Source organism: Salipaludibacillus aurantiacus (assembly GCF_900111295.1).
Taxonomy (GTDB): domain Bacteria; phylum Bacillota; class Bacilli; order Bacillales; family Salisediminibacteriaceae; genus Salipaludibacillus; species Salipaludibacillus aurantiacus.
Window position 1 is genome coordinate 228,640 of the sequence record NZ_FOGT01000006.1, and the last position, 19,944, is coordinate 248,583.

26 protein-coding genes and 1 pseudogene are annotated in these 19,944 nt (G+C 42.9%); 5 read left to right on the forward strand and 22 right to left on the reverse strand.

Annotated elements, in window-relative coordinates; translation table 11 throughout:
• Positions 1–172: 172 nt before the first annotated feature.
• The 13 genes from BMW59_RS09810 to BMW59_RS09855 form a co-directional block, all read right to left on the reverse strand.
• Positions 173–967, reverse strand: coding sequence for an ATP-binding protein (locus tag BMW59_RS09810; protein ID WP_093051122.1), 795 nt, complete (start codon positions 965–967; stop codon positions 173–175).
• Complete coding sequence (locus BMW59_RS09815; protein WP_093050996.1) at positions 873–1,700, reverse strand: DnaD domain-containing protein; 828 nt, start codon at positions 1,698–1,700, stop codon at positions 873–875. The genes BMW59_RS09810 and BMW59_RS09815 overlap by 95 nt, the downstream gene beginning before the upstream one ends.
• 12 nt (positions 1,701–1,712) lie before the next feature.
• Positions 1,713–1,856: a DUF6906 family protein gene (locus BMW59_RS22415; protein WP_425441265.1), complete on the reverse strand. Its 144-nt coding sequence runs from the start codon at positions 1,854–1,856 to the stop codon at positions 1,713–1,715.
• 160 nt (positions 1,857–2,016) lie between these two features.
• Complete coding sequence (locus BMW59_RS09820; RefSeq protein ID WP_093050998.1) at positions 2,017–2,718, reverse strand: MBL fold metallo-hydrolase; 702 nt, start codon at positions 2,716–2,718, stop codon at positions 2,017–2,019.
• Positions 2,718–3,875: a hypothetical protein gene (locus BMW59_RS09825; protein ID WP_093051001.1), complete on the reverse strand. Its 1,158-nt coding sequence runs from the start codon at positions 3,873–3,875 to the stop codon at positions 2,718–2,720. Before BMW59_RS09825 ends, BMW59_RS09820 begins: the two co-directional genes overlap by 1 nt.
• Complete coding sequence (locus tag BMW59_RS09830; RefSeq protein WP_093051004.1) at positions 3,876–5,855, reverse strand: AAA family ATPase; 1,980 nt, start codon at positions 5,853–5,855, stop codon at positions 3,876–3,878.
• A gap of 78 nt (positions 5,856–5,933) precedes the next feature.
• On the reverse strand, positions 5,934–6,149 hold the full coding sequence (locus tag BMW59_RS09835; protein WP_093051007.1) for a hypothetical protein: 216 nt from the start codon (positions 6,147–6,149) through the stop codon (positions 5,934–5,936).
• Positions 6,150–6,151: 2 nt separating this feature from the next.
• A complete protein-coding gene (locus BMW59_RS21665) occupies positions 6,152–6,409 on the reverse strand; it encodes a hypothetical protein (RefSeq protein WP_177174271.1) in 258 nt (85 codons plus the stop codon).
• 174 nt (positions 6,410–6,583) lie between these two features.
• Positions 6,584–6,709, reverse strand: a complete 126-nt coding sequence (locus BMW59_RS22245; RefSeq protein ID WP_281244258.1) for a hypothetical protein — start codon at positions 6,707–6,709, stop codon at positions 6,584–6,586.
• The gene (locus BMW59_RS09845; RefSeq protein ID WP_093051014.1) at positions 6,706–6,990 is read right to left on the reverse strand and encodes a helix-turn-helix domain-containing protein; all 285 of its coding nucleotides are present in this window, start codon (positions 6,988–6,990) and stop codon (positions 6,706–6,708) included. The genes BMW59_RS22245 and BMW59_RS09845 overlap by 4 nt, the downstream gene beginning before the upstream one ends.
• 86 nt (positions 6,991–7,076) lie before the next feature.
• Positions 7,077–7,202: a hypothetical protein gene (locus BMW59_RS22250; protein WP_281244259.1), complete on the reverse strand. Its 126-nt coding sequence runs from the start codon at positions 7,200–7,202 to the stop codon at positions 7,077–7,079.
• A 17-nt stretch (positions 7,203–7,219) separates the two neighbouring features.
• Positions 7,220–7,951, reverse strand: a complete 732-nt coding sequence (locus tag BMW59_RS09850; protein WP_093051017.1) for an antA/AntB antirepressor family protein — start codon at positions 7,949–7,951, stop codon at positions 7,220–7,222.
• Positions 7,951–8,199: a helix-turn-helix domain-containing protein gene (locus BMW59_RS09855; RefSeq protein WP_093051020.1), complete on the reverse strand. Its 249-nt coding sequence runs from the start codon at positions 8,197–8,199 to the stop codon at positions 7,951–7,953. The genes BMW59_RS09850 and BMW59_RS09855 overlap by 1 nt, the downstream gene beginning before the upstream one ends.
• Before the next feature lie 165 nt (positions 8,200–8,364).
• Here BMW59_RS09855 and BMW59_RS09860 point away from each other — a divergent pair, with 165 nt between their 5' ends.
• Positions 8,365–8,721: a helix-turn-helix domain-containing protein gene (locus tag BMW59_RS09860; RefSeq protein WP_245733039.1), complete on the forward strand. Its 357-nt coding sequence runs from the start codon at positions 8,365–8,367 to the stop codon at positions 8,719–8,721.
• A 263-nt stretch (positions 8,722–8,984) separates the two neighbouring features.
• Here BMW59_RS09860 and BMW59_RS21670 read toward each other — a convergent pair whose 3' ends face one another.
• Positions 8,985–9,188 (reverse strand): hypothetical protein, encoded by a 204-nt coding sequence (locus tag BMW59_RS21670; RefSeq protein ID WP_177174272.1) that lies wholly within the window; start codon positions 9,186–9,188, stop codon positions 8,985–8,987.
• A gap of 52 nt (positions 9,189–9,240) precedes the next feature.
• On the opposite strand from BMW59_RS21670, the gene BMW59_RS09865 reads away from it, so the two are divergent.
• The 3 genes from BMW59_RS09865 to BMW59_RS09875 are packed head-to-tail and all read left to right on the forward strand — an operon-like array spanning position 9,241 to position 11,310.
• Entirely contained in the window at positions 9,241–9,639 is a 399-nt protein-coding gene (locus tag BMW59_RS09865; protein WP_093051026.1) for a hypothetical protein, read from the forward strand.
• Between the two features lie 40 nt (positions 9,640–9,679).
• The gene (locus BMW59_RS09870) at positions 9,680–9,859 is read left to right on the forward strand and encodes a hypothetical protein (RefSeq protein ID WP_093051029.1); all 180 of its coding nucleotides are present in this window, start codon (positions 9,680–9,682) and stop codon (positions 9,857–9,859) included.
• Positions 9,856–11,310 (forward strand): recombinase family protein, encoded by a 1,455-nt coding sequence (locus tag BMW59_RS09875; RefSeq protein ID WP_093051032.1) that lies wholly within the window; start codon positions 9,856–9,858, stop codon positions 11,308–11,310. The genes BMW59_RS09870 and BMW59_RS09875 overlap by 4 nt, the downstream gene beginning before the upstream one ends.
• A gap of 16 nt (positions 11,311–11,326) precedes the next feature.
• On the opposite strand, the pseudogene BMW59_RS09880 reads toward BMW59_RS09875, so the two are convergent.
• The 3 genes and pseudogenes from BMW59_RS09880 to moaC all read right to left on the reverse strand — a co-directional run.
• A pseudogene (locus BMW59_RS09880) lies at positions 11,327–11,797 on the reverse strand (MFS transporter); the annotation flags it as partial.
• A 106-nt stretch (positions 11,798–11,903) separates the two neighbouring features.
• On the reverse strand, positions 11,904–12,545 hold the full coding sequence (locus tag BMW59_RS09885; protein ID WP_093051035.1) for a redox-sensing transcriptional repressor Rex: 642 nt from the start codon (positions 12,543–12,545) through the stop codon (positions 11,904–11,906).
• A 64-nt stretch (positions 12,546–12,609) separates the two neighbouring features.
• A complete protein-coding gene (gene moaC, locus BMW59_RS09890; protein ID WP_093051038.1) occupies positions 12,610–13,101 on the reverse strand; it encodes a cyclic pyranopterin monophosphate synthase MoaC in 492 nt (163 codons plus the stop codon).
• A 144-nt stretch (positions 13,102–13,245) separates the two neighbouring features.
• Here moaC and BMW59_RS09895 point away from each other — a divergent pair, with 144 nt between their 5' ends.
• The gene (locus tag BMW59_RS09895) at positions 13,246–15,183 is read left to right on the forward strand and encodes an ABC-F family ATP-binding cassette domain-containing protein (RefSeq protein WP_093051041.1); all 1,938 of its coding nucleotides are present in this window, start codon (positions 13,246–13,248) and stop codon (positions 15,181–15,183) included.
• Between the two features lie 890 nt (positions 15,184–16,073).
• Here BMW59_RS09895 and tsaD read toward each other — a convergent pair.
• From tsaD to thiL, 5 genes are all read right to left on the reverse strand, one after another.
• Positions 16,074–17,084, reverse strand: a complete 1,011-nt coding sequence (tsaD, locus tag BMW59_RS09900) for a tRNA (adenosine(37)-N6)-threonylcarbamoyltransferase complex transferase subunit TsaD (RefSeq protein WP_093051043.1) — start codon at positions 17,082–17,084, stop codon at positions 16,074–16,076.
• Complete coding sequence (gene rimI, locus BMW59_RS09905; protein ID WP_093051046.1) at positions 17,081–17,533, reverse strand: ribosomal protein S18-alanine N-acetyltransferase; 453 nt, start codon at positions 17,531–17,533, stop codon at positions 17,081–17,083. The genes tsaD and rimI overlap by 4 nt, the downstream gene beginning before the upstream one ends.
• A gap of 16 nt (positions 17,534–17,549) precedes the next feature.
• Positions 17,550–18,257: a tRNA (adenosine(37)-N6)-threonylcarbamoyltransferase complex dimerization subunit type 1 TsaB gene (gene tsaB / locus BMW59_RS09910; protein WP_093051049.1), complete on the reverse strand. Its 708-nt coding sequence runs from the start codon at positions 18,255–18,257 to the stop codon at positions 17,550–17,552.
• Entirely contained in the window at positions 18,254–18,715 is a 462-nt protein-coding gene (gene tsaE, locus BMW59_RS09915) for a tRNA (adenosine(37)-N6)-threonylcarbamoyltransferase complex ATPase subunit type 1 TsaE (protein WP_093051052.1), read from the reverse strand. Before tsaE ends, tsaB begins: the two co-directional genes overlap by 4 nt.
• A 155-nt stretch (positions 18,716–18,870) precedes the next feature.
• Complete coding sequence (gene thiL / locus BMW59_RS09920) at positions 18,871–19,854, reverse strand: thiamine-phosphate kinase (RefSeq protein ID WP_093051055.1); 984 nt, start codon at positions 19,852–19,854, stop codon at positions 18,871–18,873.
• Positions 19,855–19,944 lie beyond the last annotated feature (90 nt).

Consider the following 19,944-nt stretch of genomic DNA (forward strand, 5'->3'; position numbering starts at 1 on the left):
AGCAGTTCCAACTTTCTATGCATCCGTTCCAAGTTTTTAATTAGCTTTGCCTTTGCATTTCTGCTTCTCTCCGCCCTCACATCGTCCGTGCAGTCCGAGCAAGGCCGCACTATTTTAATTGCCCCCTGGAGCTCAATCTGTCGCCCGGTATCTTGGCATGTTTTACACATCCTCAGTCCTCCAATCTATGATTTAACTCTCTCCGATCACCTTGCACTAATACCGTGTAATCCTTACTCATTTCAAAGATCCGAGTTCCAAGTGCCTCGTCTATGTCGCAGATCTCATCAGTACTTAATTCTGAGCTGATCATAATCGGCTTGTGGTTAAGATACCGATGATTAATAACCGCGTATGTCTGCTCTACCTGCCAGTCTGTCGCCCTGGGCTTACCTCTCGCCGGTTTAAACAGGTCGTCGATGAAAAGGACATCTACATACTTCATGCGGTTCAGCTTCTGCTCCAGCTTGTCAAAGTCGTCTTTCAGGTCGTTGAATCCTTCAACATATGGGAAGTACAGAACTCCGATTCCTCTTTTGCTCATGAGGTTATTGGACACAGCCAGTAGCAGGTGTGTTTTTCCGGTACCGGGATTCCCATGCAAGCTAATGCTGTTCTGTCGTTCGCCTCTGATCTTGTCAAAGTCCATGTAATAATCCCTTGCCGTTTCATACATGTCTTTGATCTGTGGCGGTTTCCCTTCTGTTCTGAAGCTCTTAAAACCCTTTTTCTTAAATTCTTCCGTGATCTCGGATGACTTCATAAGCCTCTCAGCTCGCCTCCAGGCTACACAAGTGCAGTCTCGCCAATATTCTGTTCCATCGCGGGTAATGATAAATCCCTTTATATCCTTACACTTAGGACATTCAAATTCAGGCTCTCTGTCGTTTTCGGTACCGCCCGATTGGTTGGATTCGATCTTCTCTCTCAGGCTGTTCATGACGTCCTCGATTGTTCGGGCCATAATCAAAGTTTCCTTTCTTTAGGTGTGACTTGCTCTCTTCATAAATCCTCGCTTCATTGAGTGTAGTTATTTGTTGCTGGTTCCACTCTTTCAAAATCGCTTCAATGAAAGTAAAGGTTCGGCCATTCCGTTTTACAGCCAGTTTAATTGCAGCACTTACTAATTCATCTGACAGGTCGTTACACCATTCAGCTAATGACTGACTAATAATTGGTTTAAGTATTCCGTAATTCTGTTGGTAAACCTCAAACGGATTATCAGGCGATTTCGGTGCCTCTTCTTCTTCTAAATCATTCTTTACATTCTTTACATTCTTATTATTGTTCCAACGCTGTTCTTCCGCTGTTCCAACGCTGTTCTCACGCTGTTCCAAGTTATTGTTTCTATAGTTGTCAAAACCTTGATATAAGTCATAATTAACCACTGTGAAAAGTGTTCCAAGTTCGGTATCTTCAATTAACAACCTTTCTTCCTTCACAAGTTGATCAATCTTCCTTTTTATTACCGATGTTGAATACTTTTTAACAGCACGATTGTCTATATATTCAAGGTCATCTCTCAGGTTTCGGTATGATCGAAGAAACTGACCTCTCTTTATTAGAATGCCTCCTTTCCTAACCCCCTCATGAGAAAAGACGGCATTCCCAACGATGAAAAAGAAGATTCTAAACTTTGGTATATCGTTCCATATGGGGTTTTCAAAGATTTCTCTGCTGATTTGGAATGCGCCTTTCATGAGATCGACTCCTTATATCGGTATTTCCTTCTCTCGGCCAACCCATCGATGCTTAACCACCAGTGAGTCAGGTCTTACTTTCTTTACTTGCCAATCGTCAATGTTTAAACCTGCCCATGTAATAGCTTCCTTCTGGGATCGGGTTGGTTTTTTCATTGAGTCACCTTCTCAATTTCAGCTGTGCGCTGATGGTAATCTATTAATCTATAATCTGGATAGTTATGCTCAAGATAAGCGTTAATGTACCGCCTATATGACTTGCGGGGTGTGCTACTATTCTTGGCCATCCAGACAAAGTGTTCAGGAATGATAATGGTCATGAGACATACACCAGCTTTCCGGTAAGCTCCTGGATCTCTCGTTTAAATCGCTCTTCATCACTGTTGCTGTCTGATAAGTGCAGCAAGTGAATCTCTTGCACCTTGCTAAGATCATTAGCTTTCAAAAACTCTTTGACGTTCTCTAAGCTAAAATGAGAGCGTAATAACCTGTGTTTCATAGCCTTGTGGATCCGCCCGGCTTCAATGTTTTCATTAAGAATGTCTAAACTGTAATTACACTCTAAAAGTAGATGAGTAAGCCCTTTGAACTTGTATTTGATGTAATAAGTATCTGAGGCAAATAACAGCTTATCTCCTGCCTGATTAGCAAGTAAGAAGCCTAATGGTTCTGATACATCGTGTTGTACGTCAAACGGCAATACGGTCCACGTGCCAAGCCTGAATGATTGCTTTGATTTAACATGCTTAATTCGGTGTCCAGCGGCGTTTATTTCGCTTGCTGTGCCCTCCGACATATAAACATTTATGCCAGCTCTTAAAACGTCTGGTACAGCCTTACAGTGGTCTTTGTGTTCATGTGAGACTAAGCAACCTGCAATGTTAGATGTCTGAAAGTCCAACTGTCTGCGAATCTCTTTAAACGAGATGCCTGCCTCAATGAGCAGGGCAGTTCTGCCGTCCGTTATGTGGTAACAGTTGCCCTGGCTCCCTGATGCAAGTGTTTTGATCTCAATCATTAGAATGGATCCTTACCATCATTAGCTGGCTGCTTATTCGTTTGCTCAGATTGTTCAAAGCTGTCAAATAACGTTTGGTGTTGGCTTTCTTCTTTTGGTTGCTCCTGCTGTGGTTCGGGTTCAGGTTTGCTTTCTTCTGGTTCATTATCTTGCGGTTGTTGTTTCGGTTCATCATCTTGAATAGGTTCAACGTCAATGAATTCCTGATTAGCGTTTTCGTCAATTTCCTGCTTAACTTGCTTGTAAGTTTCATCTGTCGTCTTTTCGTATTGCATGGAAACAAAGGAGTTAGAAAAGTCTTTCGGGACCTTCTTAGCCACGTTATTGCGCATCTTACGAATGATCATAGATTCTCTGCTTTGCGGGTCTTTCCAAGCAGGGCTAACGTGTTTTTGAATGGCTTCATCGTCAAGCGCATCATCAATAGACATGTTTTTAACTTTGTTGAGTATTTCTGTTTTTTTAGCTGCTATTTTCTTTTTTTGATCAGCAGTAGCTTTAAAGCGACTTTCAGCAATTCCAAACGTCTCATTCATGAGGTTGTTATTAATGTGAGCTATCAAATTCTTAATAACGTCCTCTCGCTCTGAAATGTGATATTCAACGGTTTGATCTGTTTTAATAATCGGGTAAACAACTCTGACTGCCTTACCTTTGCCGGTGGGCGTCCAGGTAGGAGGTTGCATTTCTAGACCTGTAAATGAGGGATAAGTGAATTTGTCTTCTTCCCTCACTAGCCATATCTGAGCGACCCGATCAACGTTACGTCCGAATCGTGAGAGGATGGCATCATTACCATCTCCTTCAATACCCATTTCAATCTGCTTCTTCCAGACCTCAGCACCTTGCGAATTTTTAACTTTCACATTGCGTGTCTGGAAATACACTTCTCTCGGACTTGCGGCTGCATTTAATTTAAGAGATGCAACATTAAGAAGCATTTCTGTTAAATTGTTTTGATCCAGTTGTGGGTCTGTCCAGTCAATCCCTTTTTGATCAAGCGCTTGATTAATGCTTGTAATAGCATTGACCACACATTGTTTTGAATACTCGTCCATATCAATACCGTTACCAGTTAATTGGCGCTCAATCATTGGCGCATAAGTGTTATTTATTTTGGCTAATCGTGTGTTAAACTGCTGTTTTTGTTCTGACATTTAAACCGCCTCCTTTTGCGTTACTTGCTCAATTCTTAGCTTCTTATCTGACTCAGAGACCACAAGGCTTATAAGCTGTGCATCCATCACCGGTAGATTTGTGACGGACTCAGCGTTATCGATAAATATCGGCGCCTGGAATCCGTAATGCTCTGATAGTGTCTGAATAATGTCCAGACCAACGATGATGCTGTGACCAGTGTTGAGGCCTTTACCGTATGGAACACCTTCATATAACGTCTCGCACGTTTCTTTCAGGCCATCGTTAATTTGATTTTCAAAGAGCTTAAACCGGGCATATTTAAACTTGCTGTTGATTTTCTCTTCAAGCATTGAGACTTTCTGCCGTGTGAATTCTTCTGTCAGATACAGCTTTTCTTCCAGTTCTTCATACTTCTTAGCCAGTTCACGCTCCTGATCCGCAAGCTCTTTTATGCGTTTCTCTGACTGTCTGTGTTGCTCAAATTTAGAGAGTTCTTGTTCTTTCTCACGCTTGGATGCTTTTAGCTCTAAGAGTTCATTCTGAGCCTTTTCAAGCGATTCATTGACAGATGCTTTTAATTGGTCGATTTCATCTTTGATCTTGTCAATTTCATCTTGTTTCGCTTTATAAGCGTCCGTTTCTTCAACCTTTGTCGTGTTTGACTTTAGGCCTTGTATCTTAGTGGTCACGTCATCAATCTGAGTGCTGTATTGATCAAGTGATTTTTTGTGATCCGTAAGATCCGATTCATGATGTTGAATCTCCCCTTGCATCCGTTCAATGTATTCTTTAATTTGAAGCCCTTTATTTTTAATACTTTCTAGCCGTTCCGATTTTTTCTTATTAAAGTCAGCCAGTGCTTTCTCATGCGCCTCTTTCACCTGTTCTTCTGGCAGGTCTTGTCCGCATGTCGGACAGTTGTCATCGTGATGATGTTCGAATTCACGTTCATTCTCTGAATGATAATCATTGAGAAGCCGTTGTTTTCGCTCTGTTTCTTCGTCAATGGCAGCTTTTGTATTGCGAATAGTGCGTTGCATCTGTGTGACCTTAAGTTCTGTATCATCACGCTTACTCTTAAGCTCATAAAAGTGCTTTTCACGCTGCATGATCTCATCATAAGTATCAGAGTTATGATTGTTCTTAATCTCAATCAGTTCACTCTGCAGCTGAGTTAAATGTTTTTGTCTCTCAGTCACCTCTGCACCGTTACGGATCCGAGTGATTTCATCTTCTTTTTCCTGAAGGTTTTGATCGTAACGCTTTAAATCAACATTTAATTGAGACTCATCAAGCTCTGATACATCAGGCAGATTGTGTTTAATCTCATCTATTCGTACTGGAATCATATCGAGCTGCTTGTTAATCTCTTTCTTTTGCTCTGCAACCATTTTCTTTACGTCATCAATTGTTTTATTGCTGAGCAGATCAGACAACTTTGATAGCTTATTATCTGATGCAATCACGTCTTGGTCTGACACATCACCGCATACTTCCAAAAGCACCTTCCGACAGTCTTTCCAGTTCATTTGTTCATTGAAGTAAGCTGGGTTTGTAAGGAGCTTAAAGGCATCCTCATCTACAATTTCAGCGACTTTTTCTTTAAAATCTTTCAGCTTAGCTGGCACGTCATCAATGTGGTAATCAGTCGTGTGACCGGTAAACTCTTTATGAGCTGATCCGCGCTTCTTAGTCCATTTTTCTTTAAATGTCTTCCTGAGTGTGAGGGGCAGACCGTCTACAAGAAAGACAGCAGATACCTCGTGATCAAGGCCGTGAATTTCATCCCCTGCCTCATCTAGGGTCTTTATAGCAAAGTCTTTTTTGTTATGGCTGTCTTTATCGAAAAGCAGCCAGGTCATAGCATCAAAAAGAGTTGATTTCCCAGTGGCGTTATCTCCTAAGATTTGAACATCTTCGCCTTTCGCTTCCAGTAAGAAAGACTCCACGCCTTTGAAGTTCTTGAGTAGTAATGATTGAAGTTTTAGTGTTTTCACGTATATCCCTCCGCTTGTGTAATTTGAGGGGGTGCCTTATAATTAAAGTACGTTAATATTTGCAACCCCCTTGACCGATCAGCCGGCCAGCTGGTCGGTTTTTTCTATGAGCTTATAATCCATTTGATCAAGCGCTAACTCAATTCCATGTTTTAAACCAAGATGGTAATAAGCCATTTGCATGTTAAGTGGGGTAAAATTTTGCTCTTTTTCGTTATGGTAAAGCCACCGACGGTATAAGTTGTCTGCTGCTTCACTGATGTAACCTGGTTGTTCTCTATTAACTAGACGCATCGTTAACCCTCCCTTCGGTAAATCACACAGAGCATGTCGTTTCCTTCTGGATCACACGAGAACTTGATATCAATGATTTCTGCATCTGGATTAACTTCAAACCAGTGATTAATCGTGGTTTCTGTTCCTACTTTGATACCTATCTCAGAAGCAACTTCATTTACTGCCAATTTCTTCACTCTCCTTTCTGGTGTCAGCTGCACCGATGGAACCACGCCGGTATTTGGCAGAGGGGGATGAATGCCCCGGCATGATCCCATCGGCAAAGCCGAGAAATTCTCGGTTATTGCCTTTAAGGGGAAAATTAGATAAAATTAAACTAGTGATATTGGAAATGGTCATCTACGACCTGAGCTCTTCGGACCGCCATCCGAGGGGCTTTTTCTATGCCATTTACCGTTAACTCGCTTGAATTCTTTTAAAAGTCTCATAAACTACCCTCCAATCGACGATAATGCGAATAAGTAATAGTAAAATGCTGCAAGTGTTACTAAGCCGAGGCCGTCAACAATTAGATTACGCTTGCCTGATTTCCGGTTACTTTCATTGAAAATCCTCATAAGATCCCTCCAAGCACCATTCCTACAAACTGGCTTAACTGATTAATCTGCTCAATAATTTGTGTAATCTGGATAGGGTCGGTTGCTACCATTGCGGCAATTAGTAAATCCTGTGCGTTTGTTACCTGTCCCCATCTGATGGCTTCTTTCCAGCTGATTTCTTTACTATTTCTTTCAAACTTTGTAATGCAGGTCCGAGAACGATTCAGTCTATCTGCCAACTGCTCTTGTGTGTATCCTCTTCGCTCCCTCGCCGCCTTCAATACAGCGCCAAGGTCCATTTATCTCACCTCCCTTATGTTCCAAATTGGAACGTGCCCAGCCGGAACCCAATAAATGGTATTTATGCTTTACAATGTAAAGTAGGTCATCCGGTCTTCTGTTCTTTTTCTCGCTCAGCTTCTTTTCGTTTCTTAATGATTCGTGGTGCGCTTGTGACTTTGAAATACCTTACGACTTGACGTAAAGCTTCAACTGACGGCTTGTCTGCCATGTTGACCCCTCCCAGGTTTAAATTTGGTGGCAAAATTCTTCAATTAGCTTTTCGCCTAGCTTGATCTGACCTTTGCCAGTGACCAAAGTGGTAAAGGTCTCAATGTCACCTTGTGTTCGACTCACGATTGTTGGCGTGATGATGAATAGCCCTTGATCAATGAATCTTTGTTTTGGATTGTTGTACTCTCTACCTTTTGTGATCAGGTATCCGTTTTCTCTTAGCCACTTGAACATTTTGTTGCGACCTAAATTGATACCGTGATCGTCATACATCATTTTTGAGAAGGCTCCTACGCTGATTGCGCCGTCTGAATTTGAGACCACCTTCCCAAAGTTGGTATAAGGAAGGTTCTCTTTCTTTTCAGCTTCAAGAGCTTCGATTTTCTTCTGCTGGAGATCCATGGCCCTTTTGATAATCATTTCTGGATTGTTCCAGCGCTTTTCCACTTCAATAAAATACTGACGAGCTTGTTTGCCCTTTTCAGTACGTTGAAGCATCGCGATTTCTTTTGCGGCGTCTAACTTAATATGGTGGTCTATTACTTTTCTCTTGCCACCGAATGCCGTACTGTCTTGCACAATTTCGGGAAACACGGCAAAATCAACGTTTTCAGTAAATCCGTATTCACACATCCTGGAGAACCATTGCGTGTACCTGTCTCTGACTTCTAAAAACTCATGAAGCTCTCTGCCTGACACAATGATCTCGCCTTTTTCTGATTCAGTAGTTTTAATAAGTTCGGTCATTAGATGACCTCCTGTTTATTAGTATTTTCAACTTTCTCAATAACGGAATGCGTTAGTTCAGAATCAAAAAAAATTGCTGGATTCTCACCTAATGCATGAGCTATCACCTTTAACCGCTCTGCGTCCAACCTTGTGTCACCATTCTCTAAATATCTGTAACCCTGCAAAGACATATTAAGTTTTTTCGCTAAGTGTGTCTTGGTAACGCCTTTCGCTTTTCTTATTTTTTCTACGTTTTCATGAATCATTCGATCACCTCCGAGTAAAACTAACGCTATCCGTTAATTCAATAATACTAACGGAATCCGTTAAAGTCAAGTGTTATTTTAAAATTATTCTCAATTTACGTTATTTATGTATCGTTATCCGTTATCTATTGGTAAAATACTCAACGAAGGGTAGGAGGTATTATCTTGAGAATAGGAGAAAAAATCAAGGAACGAAGAAAGTTTAAAAGATGGAAGCAAGTTGAATTAGCGAACAGAGTTAATGTCTCGCCTCAAGTAATATCTAATTGGGAAAGAGGTTACACCCACCCAGATCACACTGACGTCTCAAAATTATCGGACGCTTTAGAATGTTCGGCCGATTACCTTCTAGGTCGCAGTGACGATCCCAGGTTAAATGAAACGGAAGATAAGGAAGTTGAAGCAGAGGCTAAAGAGTTAATGGAGATATTGAAGAGTATGCCGAAAGAACGTCGTGACGCTTACATGGACATGTTAAAAGCGTATGCGGAAGCACACGCTAAAGAAAAAAATGAAGATTAACATTTGCGCTTTTCTCTTATGACATCTACAAGCGCATTTAATTTTTGGTCTCGTCTGGAAATAATCACAATTTCTTTAATTAATTTCAATTCTTTTTCTGTCATACAGTAAAAGCACCCCTTTTGTGATTTTAGAACAGACACCGAACACAAAATACGAACAAGCGTTCCTAAAAACATGTCTCTATAATATCATAAAATTACACAAAAGAGGGATATTTTTCACACGTTTTTGCAATTTGCGGGAGAATTCGACACAATTCGTTAATATTTTTTGCCGTATTTGTTGAGTTTGACAAGATGCGTTCGTTTACTTCCATTCGGACAATCGAACACACCGACAAAGATATAAATTCTCTCTCCTTTCACCTTTAGTTTATCTCTGGCGACAATGCGGTCAAATCTGCAGCGTGTACGTTTTTTACGGAAGTAATACTCTGCGATGTGTGTTAACTCTAAGATAGTCATACTTATATGATTCAACAAAAGTTGCTTTTTATGTAATAAAGGGGTTGGTTATATGACGTTTAAAAGCAAATCATTCAAGATTATTTTCGGCTCACTCGTTGCCTTGATTGCTTTAGTTTTGATTATCGGGGTGACAGGTGGAGAGGATTTACCAGATTACGAGATTGTAGAAAATGATGACAGCCGAGATAATGTTTTGATGGTGAGAGCTGTCACGGATGAAACGGACCAGGATAAGCTGGAGTACCTTGCCGAACACTTACAAGATGAGATCCGCGATACAAGCACATTCGATGGATTAAACACATTCGCAGCATATATACGCATCCATGACGACTCAAACACAGGCGAATATGGAAATTTATTGTTGGACTCTAAAATAGCATATAGAAGTGAAGGTTTACCGATTACAGGACTTGATGAAACGAACGAGCTTTACATCGAGAATTAACAGCCCCCTCCCAGGGGCTTTTTTATTAGGAGGGAAGCTTATGCACATTAAACGGTGGGATATGTGGGTAAAGTTAGCTGATGCGCCCGCTCAAAAGATTGACGATAAGACTTATAAGATCGCTGTATTTGATAACGTAAAGCATATTAACGGTAAAAAATACGGACTGTTTAGTCGATTTATCACCATATCGCGAGAGGAAATGGAGGAGGACATATGAAAGCAGGCTTATATATAAGAGTTTCTACGGATGAACAAGCTAAACACGGTTTTAGTATACGAGCGCAAAAGGATAAACTCACAAAATTTGCTACCTCCCAGGATTGGGATATAGAAGACTACTATATAGAAGAAGGTGTCTCTGCAAAAGATATGCTAAGACCGGAATTAAGCCGGATGTTTGAAGATATTAAAACAGGCAAAATTGACGTAGTTTTGGTGTACAAGTTGGATCGGATCACACGATCAGTCAGAGACTTATACAACATCCTTGATTTATTAGAGCAGCATAATTGTAAGTTCAAGTCAGCGACAGAGGTCTATGATACAACGTCAGCAATTGGACGTATGTTTATTACTCTTGTGGCGTCATTTGCGCAATTTGAGCGTGAAAACCTAGGTGAGCGTGTCAGAATGGGCATGGAGCGCATGATGGAAGAGGGAAAGTTCACAGGCGGTATATCTCCATTCGGCTATCATTACAACAAGGAGGCGAAAACACTGGTGATAGATGATGATGAAGCTCAGGTGCTACGGTTAATCTTTGACAGTTATATGCGAGGTCTCGGAGAAGAACGAACAGCCAAGAAAGTGAATCAAATGGGGCATACCACACGAAACGGAACGACATGGACAGGGAAAACAATCAGGGATATACTCACGAATCCAGTTGCAGCCGGACATCTCAGGTGGGGTGGTGAAGTTTACAGGAACTTTGTAGATCCGATTATCTCAGAAGATCAGTTCCAGCAATGTTTAAAGCTCAGGGAGTCAAGGCGCGAAATGTCACCGCGTGCGGCCGGACCATCTCATTATCCTTTTTCCGGTATTTTAAAATGCGGACGATGCGGGGCGGCACTTAAAGGTCAATACAGAGTAGGGAGAGTTAAAGAGGACGGCAGCAGGTCAAAGTTTAAGCATTATGTATGTACTAAGGCCAGAGGTGGGTCCTGTGACTTTAAACAGATCAGCGACACTGTTGTTAATGACGTTTTTTTAAAACGTTTAAATCAAGATTTGAAAGATTATCAAACGGCCTTAGATAAAGAAAAAGATGCGCAACAGGAAGTGTCAAACATCGAAAAAGAAACCAGGTACTTAGAAGCTCAGATCAATAAAATACAGTCCAGAAAGCGCAAATGGCAACTTGCTTATGCCGATGAGGCTATCACTCTGGAAGAGCTAAAAGAACGCACAGCAGAGGACAGAGAAGCGCATGAGATACTTACAAAACAACTGGATGAGCTGAAACAGGAACAACCAGATGCCGATCCGGTTTATATGGTTGATGCACTAACCGATTTTATAGAAAACTGGCATGAGTTGGATGACCAAGAAAAGAAAATCACGCTGCAATTGTTTGTTGAGAGGGTTGTCATTGACGCTGAGGACAGAAGAGGAACAAAAACACAGCTTAGGCAGGCGTGGATTACGGATATTGTGTACAAATAATAGGTTATACCACTACCAATAGAGGACCGATCGTAGGCGCCATCATAGCGGCTATGCCCCATACGCCTGTTGCGAGTCCCCGTTCGTTTTTCGGGAACACTTCAAAAATAAGAGCCATTGACAGAGGCATCATCACTCCTCCGCCTATCCCTTGAAGGCCTCTGAAAAAGATGAGTGACTGGAGGTCCCAGGACAATGAACCAAGGACTGAGCCGGCAAGAAATAACGTTAACCCTGACATATACAGCTGCTTCTTACCGAATTTATCTCCAAGGTACCCGGTTAATGGCATGACCATTCCCATCGTTACCATAAAAATAGTGATCACCCATCCAGTGGCTACAGCGTCCGCGTCGAACACCTGCATAAAATGGGGGACTGCCGGGTTTAACATACTATTGTTTAAAATAATTGTAAAAGTTCCGAGTAATACCGTAATAACGACAAGCCATTTTTCCGGTATTTTAGCCATTAAACTCACCTGCATTCTTCCTTCGTTTTGCGAAATACTCTTCTTCTATTCTACCATGAGTTGAGGTGAAGAAAGTGAAAAAGCAGACCTTTTAAGTGACTAAGGTCCGCTCTTTTCCAAATTATTTAAGTGGGTAATGTTTTAAGAAGTAAATCAGTGACTGGAGTTCCACTGATAAATCGATGTGATGAACCCTGACATCGTCAGGGACTGAAATCCTTGCCGGTGTAAAATTAAGAATGCCTTTAATGCCGGCTTCGACGAGCTGATCAGCAATACTTTGGGCTGCCTGTGAAGGCACAGTTAAAATGACTACTTCAACATTGCTGTCCTCAATCCGGTTCTTAAACTCATCAAGATGGTAGACAGGCACATCGCCAATCTCTTTCCCTACTTTGTCGTCTGCCACATCAAAAGCCATCTCAATTCTCGTATTGTTGCTTTTGCTGAAATTATAATTCAGAAAAGCTGTGCCCAGGTTCCCGACCCCTACGAGCGTCACTTTTGTCAGTTCGTCCTGGTCGAGTGTTTTTCTAAAGAACGTCAATAAATAATTGACATTGTAACCATAGCCTTTTTTTCCCAGTGCTCCGAAATAAGAGAAGTCCCGCCGGATTGTTGCGGAATCCACTTTGACCGCTTCACTTAATTCAGATGATGACACCCGGTGTTTCCCCGAAGCCTGCAAACCCTCAAGGAAACGGTAGTATAAAGGCAGCCGTTTCGCAGTGGCCTGAGGAATTTTCGTTTGATCGATATCCATGGATCATTCGCCCCCTGTCTTTTTCTTTTCCATCTCTGTATTAGTTAAATTAATAAAAGGTTAATTATTGCTCATCTTCTCTCTTAAAATCCCCGCTTTTTCCGCCGGTTTTTTCTATAAGATAAGTATTCCCGATTACCATGCCTTTATCTACCGCTTTACACATGTCGTAAATAGTCAAAGCAGCCGCAGAGGCTGATGTGAGCGCTTCCATTTCAACTCCTGTACTGCCTTTTGTCTTTACGCTCACCTCAATGACCAGCTGGTATGTATCTCCATTCACATGCCATTCAAAAGTAATATCCACCCCTGATAAAGACAGCGGATGACACATCGGAATCAGTTGAGAGGTATTTTTGGCAGCCATAACACCTGCAACTTGGGCGACTGCAAGGACATCTCCCTTTTTCATTGTGCCTTCGTTAATGCCTTCATAAATCTGCTTGTTCACAAATATACTTGATTTGGCGACTGCTGTCCGCACCGTTTCACTTTTCTCAGAAATATCGACCATTTTTGCACGGCCCTGTTCGTTAAAGTGTGTGAATGAATCCATGTAAATCCTCCTCTTTTCCTCTCTCCATTGTACACTATTCTTTCACAATCTGTACAATCCAACTCGAAAAGTTGCCATGAACGTTATCCCTCATGTACACTTACCTTGTGAATACGTACGGAATTTAATGTGAGGATGACCACTATGATTTTATTACAATGTACACAGCTTTCAAAGTCATTTGGAACGGATACGATTCTTTCAAATGTAAAACTGGAAATTAAAAGCCGTGAGAGAATTGCCCTTGTTGGCCGAAACGGCGCCGGTAAATCGACTCTCCTGAAAATTATTACAGGTGAGCTCCCTTATGATTCAGGGAACCTGATGATCCCTAAAGACGTCCGTATCGGATACCTCGCCCAGGACAGCGGACTTGATTCTGAGCGGACCATTTGGGAAGAGATGCTGACTGTTTTTGAATCTTTGAAAAAAATGGAACAGTCATTACGGAAACTGGAAGAAAAAATGAGTAATCCGGACCGCCGTGATTACGACAAAATTCTAGCAGAATATGACCAGCTTCAGCAGGACTTTAAGGATCGGGGCGGATTTAAATATGAAGCGGATATCCGCAGCATTTTGTCCGGCCTCAATTTCAAAGATTTTGATTACAATACGCCGGTTTATTCATTGAGCGGCGGCCAAAAAACACGGCTTGCCTTAGGTAAGCTGCTGCTCTCGCGCCCTGACCTGCTCGTTTTGGATGAACCGACCAACCACTTGGACATACAGACGTTAACCTGGCTTGAGAACTATTTAGCCGGCTATGAAGGGGCTATTTTAATAGTTTCACACGACCGCTATTTTTTAGACCGTGTCGTTGATTATGTTTATGAACTGACCTTTAATCAAACCGTCAAGTTTACGGGAAACTATTCCAAGTATCTGGAACAGAAAGCCCAGCGTTTTGAACAGGAATTAAAGCAGTATGAGAAACAGCAGGAAGAAGCTAAAAGACTTGAAGAATTTGTCCAGAAAAATCTTGCCCGCGCTTCGACAAGCAACAGGGCAAAAAGCCGGCGCAAGCAGCTTGAGCGCATGGAGATGATGGATCGCCCTCAGACCGAGAACTCCTCTGCCAATTTTCGCTTTAATATAAAGAAGCAGAGCGGCAATGATGTGCTGATGATTAATGATTTATCGGTCGGGTATAATGACCAGACGTTATTTGAAAACGTAGATCTTAAACTGACCCGTGGAGAAAGCGTTGCTTTAATCGGGCCGAACGGTATCGGAAAGTCGACTCTCATAAAAGCCATCGCCGGAAAGCTTAAACCTTTTAAAGGTGACATCCGCTACGGCAGCAATGTTTCAATTGGCTATTATGATCAAGAACAGACACAGTTAACATCTAATAAAACAGTGCTTCAGGAACTGTGGGATGATTATCCACAGACGAATGAAAAAGATATCCGTACCGTTTTAGGAAATTTCCTGTTCAGCGGCGAGGATGTGTTAAAGACAGTTTATGATCTGAGCGGCGGGGAAAAAGCCAGACTCGCCCTTGCCAAATTGATGATGCAGAAAGCTAACTTGCTCATTTTGGACGAGCCGACAAACCATTTAGACCTCGACAGCAAAGAAGTACTGGAAAATGCGTTGATTGAATACCCGGGAACACTCCTGTTTGTCTCCCATGACCGGTATTTTGTTAACCGGATGGCGACGAGAGTAGTTGAACTTTCATCGACCTCAATGACAAGCTATCTCGGAGATTATGACTATTACGCAGAGAAAAAAGAGGAACAGGCAGAGCTGAAACGGCTTGCTGAAGAAAAAAATGCTGTTTCAGGGAAGAAAAATACGACTGATTTATCCACAGACAAACAGACTAAGAACGATTATAAGAAAAGAAAAGAGCAGCAAAAGCTTGAGCGCCAGAAACAAAGGAAAATAGACGAACTGGAAAAGCAAATAGAAGCTGAAGAAGAAAAAATCACTCAAATTGAAGACGAGCTGTGTGATCCGGAAGTTTTTCAGGACCATGAAAAATCCCTTGAACTGAATGAACAGCTGGAACAGGCAAAAAATAAAATTGATTTGCTGCTTGAAGAGTGGGAAACTCTGCAGATGGACGACTAATAAATGTGGATAAGTTTATAGAAAGCTCCCCCGATGCTGAATGAGATCGGGGGAGCTTTTTTAATGCATCCTTATTTGAAAGCTTTGATTCGCTGCATGACGGCTCATGACGTTCCTTCTTCGTTTCATAAATGAGCAAAAAAGGCTGTCCACAAAATAAAGCGGATGCAATCCACAAAAGAGTTCTTATTTTCTGACATATCCACACTATCCACAAAGTTACTCACAGGCGAAATGCATTTATACCAATAGCCGAAGCATTTACTCACAAAAACCCTTACTTATCCACAGGTGACTTGTTAACAAGTGGATTTCGAGCGGGACAACTTTCCTTTAAGTTATCCTCATTATACACAGCTTGTGGATAAAATGTTATTAACAGGAGCATACATTCGTATAATCTGATTAAATAAACTGTATATGTCTCCTGTTTCCCCGTCTGACGTAACAAAAAACGTGGCTGCCTTCAATAGACACCCTTTTTAGGTCATGAGAGCGCAAGCAGATACGAGATACGAGCCGCTCAGGAGGCAACGGGAGAAGTGAGCGGACCTTTTATTGTGGATATCTTCCGCTCGTTTGGTGCGGCAACTCTCCAGCGGGTCATATATTGGATATATGGCCCTCTCGACAGGCAGCACGACATGTGAGCGGACCTTTTACTGTGGATATCACCCGCTCACTTAGGGTGGCGGCTCTCCAGCGGCTCATATATGGATTATATGGCCCGCTCGACAAGCAGCACGACATGTGAGCGGACCTTTTATTGTGGATATCTTCAGGCCATTCAGCCAAAAAACAGGCACCTCCATTCAAACGATGGAGGCGCCCTACACGCATATACGTACAATCCAAATTTTATTAAAAAGCCTCTCAGAAGAGCCGTACCTTTACTTCAACAGTAAGCCTGCCTGGCCGTTTAATCGGTCATCTGCAAAATTACCGTTCCAGTATAAAAAGGTTCCTGCGGAGGCAATCATAGCGGCATTGTCTGTGCATAACTCCAATGGAGGGACAGTCAGTTTTAAGCCTGCTTTCCCGCAAGCCTCCGTTAATTCTGCACGCAAACCTTTATTAGCTGCAACTCCTCCGGCAAGAACGAGACGGTCCACCTTTTTGTCTTCCGCCGCCCGCATCGCTTTAGTTACGAGCACATCCACGACACTCGCCTGAAAGCTTGCTGCGATCTCTTCTTTCGACCATTCTTCACCGCGCTGCTTCGCGTTATGAAGGGTGTTGATTACTGCTGATTTTAACCCGCTGAAACTGAAATCATAAGATCCTTCTTCAAGCCACGCCCTCGGCAAGTCGATGACCGGTTTTCCCTCATGGGCGAGCCGGTCGATGTGCGGTCCGCCCGGGTAAGGCAGCCCCAGTGTTCTCGCTACCTTATCGTAAGCTTCTCCTACGGCGTCATCTCTTGTTTCACCAATCACTTCGTATGAGGCGTGTTCTTTCATATAAATTAATTCAGTATGGCCGCCTGAGACGACGAGAGACAATAGTGGGAAGTCCAGTTCCTCTACAATATGATTGGCATAAATATGGCCGGCAATGTGATGGACGCCAATTAACGGCTTATCCCATGCAAAAGCAAGCGCTTTTGAGGCATTGACCCCTACGAGCAATGCACCGACAAGCCCGGGGCCTTCTGTCACAGCGATGCCGTCTACATCCTCTACTTGAATATCCGCTTTAGCCATCGCCTCTTCGACTATATACGTAATCTGTTCTACGTGATGCCTGGAGGCTATTTCAGGTACCACGCCTCCAAATCGTTTATGGCTCTCAATCTGTGAAGAAATTATGTTGCTTAGAACCTCTCTGCCGTTTTTCACAACAGCCACAGATGTTTCATCACAGCTCGTCTCTATTCCTAAAATTATTGTATTCTTACTCATGTTAATCCCACCCACATGACCAGTGCATCCTCCTGGTTGTCTGTATAATAGTTTTTACGAATACCGCCTTTCTGAAACCCGTACTTCCTGTAAAGAGACTGGGCCGGCTCATTAGAAACACGTACTTCCAGGCTCATCTTGACGGCCCCCAGTGTTTTAGCCATATCCATCGCGCCGCGGAACAGGTAATCCCCAATGCCTTGCCGGCGTTCTGCAGGATGAATAGCAATATTCGTAATATGGGCATCATCCGAGATGACCCATAACCCGCAATAACCGATTACTTTCCCGTCCTGCTCGGCGACCAGGTAATAAGCAAACTGGTTTTTAGTAATTTCGTTAAAGAAAGCTTCACGGCTCCAAGGCGTTGTGAAACACTTGAATTCCAGCTCCATAACGTCATCCAGATCGTCTATTTCCATCAGCCGGATTTGCACATCTTTATCCATAGTAGTCTCCCGTAAATTAATCTTCTTTATTTTTTTTGTTAGCTTCCAGCCACTTTGCCTCTGCTTCCGCCATACGCAGATAATTAGGTGAAAACGTATGGGGGCTGTCTCCCGGTTCTTTGTCCATTCCTGCCGCCGCCAGTTCCAGCGGACGAGGCAGGTTCCCGATGGATGAAGCCGCTGTGGCCCATTCGCCAAGCTCTTCTTTTATAAGGGAGGCGTGCTGCCCTATATCAGGACTCAGAAAGATAACCGGTTCCTCTTTTTCTTTTAAAAGCTGGAGCCAGTCTTTGTGCATCGTGATACGGTCCTCTTCCTCCTGTATAATACGGCCGCCTTCTGAGCGGTAAAGGCCTGTAAAAACCTGTCCGCGCCGGGCATCGAAGAACGGGGAAATAACCCCTTGAAAATACCGGGCGTTTTGGGCAAGCATCTCCATACTGGATACTCCGATAACAGGAATATTCAGCGCCCAAGCCATAGTTTTTGCAGTTGTCACTCCAATTCTTACCCCTGTATAGGAGCCTGGTCCTTCTGATACAACAATTCTGTCGAGGTCACCCGGTTTCATATCCGTTTCACTGAACAACGTTCTAATCGCGGGCATCAGCCTGACAGAATGGTTTTTTTTCTGGTGTGTCACTATCTCGCCAAGAGGGTTTCCGTCTTTCAGCAGGGCGACTCCCATAACATATGAAGCCGTATCTACAGCTAAAATATTCATGCGTTAAACAGCTCCTTACCTAAACTGATATACCTTTCTCCGCAGGCAGTAAAACGAAATTCTCTCACATTGCCGCCGCAAAATTTAATTTTTATATTCATACGTTGTTCAGGAAGCTGTTCGGCGATCATTGAAGGCCATTCAACAACAGTTACCCCTTCACCTTCAAAATATTCCTCCAGTCCGAGATCTTCAAATTCGTCTTCGATCCGGTAAGCATCCATATGATAAAAAGGAACCCGCCCTTCGTATTCTTTCATTAAGGTAAAGGTGGGGCTGTTTACCGTTCGGGTAACCCCGAGTGCGGCAGCTAAAGCTTTAGTAAACGTTGTTTTTCCTGCCCCGAGATCCCCTTCAAGGGTAATGATATCTTCTTTTTCCAAAAGCTTTCCCAGTTTTTCAGCAATATGTGCCGTCTCCTCGGGAGAATGAGTGGTAATTGTCCATTCCTGCTTCATACATCGCACTCCTGATTCGTTAAAATACTTTCTTTTATGTTCGCTCTGTCAGCCAGATTCCTGATTTTAAAATTAGCGTTCCCGTTCTGCATCAGGGGTCATTCTGCCTTACTGGCACCACCCTAGGGCTTATACGTCACTGACAGACCCTTTTTTTAAAAATGATGATAACCCTGCTTATCAGCAAGGATTTTTTTGCCTTCCCGTTCAATATAAACCTTGCCGCTCCCCGGTTCAACTGATCCTATACGGAAAAGAGGCAGTCCTTTGCTGGAAAACAGCCGGCTCAGGGATTCCCAGTCTTCTGGCGAGACCGTGCCTGTCAGCTGAAAATCTTCGCCTCCATACAACACCCATGATTCTTGCTTTTCCAATGAATACTCTTTAAATGACTCATGAATTGGCAGCCTGTTCCAGTCTATAATCACATCTATTCCGCTGGCCTCAGCTATTTCCTTTGCTTCATGAGCCAGGCCGTCACTCACATCATTTAAGGACAGTCTGCAGCCCGCCTCTGCGAGAAGCATCCCTGCCTGGAGTTGCGGTTCCGGCTCCTGATGGGCTTTCAGAAACGGCTTAAGTGAAGGATCGTCAGCTGCTTTAAGCCCCTGCTCCAGTAGCTTCTCCAGCCCGTAAGCCGACGAGCCTGCCGCGCCTGTTATAAACAGGACATCCCCTGCTTTTGCATTTGACCGCAGCAGCCGCCGTCCACTTTTAATTTCACCTATGACGGTGACAGTAATGACGAGCGCATCATCCGTAGAAACCGTATCTCCGCCAATTAAATCCACATGCCATTTTTCGGAAAGCTCATGCATTCCTTCATATATTTCTCTCAGCTCTTCCTGAGTCCATCCCCGTTTCGGAACAGCTATTGAAACAAGATAATAAAGAGGGCGTCCCCCCATTGCGGCTATATCGCTTAAATTAACTGCCAGCGCTTTATAACCTGTCGCTTTGGCAGGGACTGTCTCTTTTTTGAAATGAACACCTTCTACCATTGTATCCACTGTTACCACTTGCTCATAACCTTTTTGTGGTTCATAAATGGCCGCGTCATCTCCCACTCCCACTTTAACTGAGGAATGGCGGTATGACGGTTGTGAAACAGACTTTATCCATTCAAATTCATTGTTCACGATTACTCACCTGCCTGCTGCTAAACGTCTTCTCCGTACCATGATTACCGTTCTCCATTATACCAAACCGGAATGAAAAAAAGGAGGGCT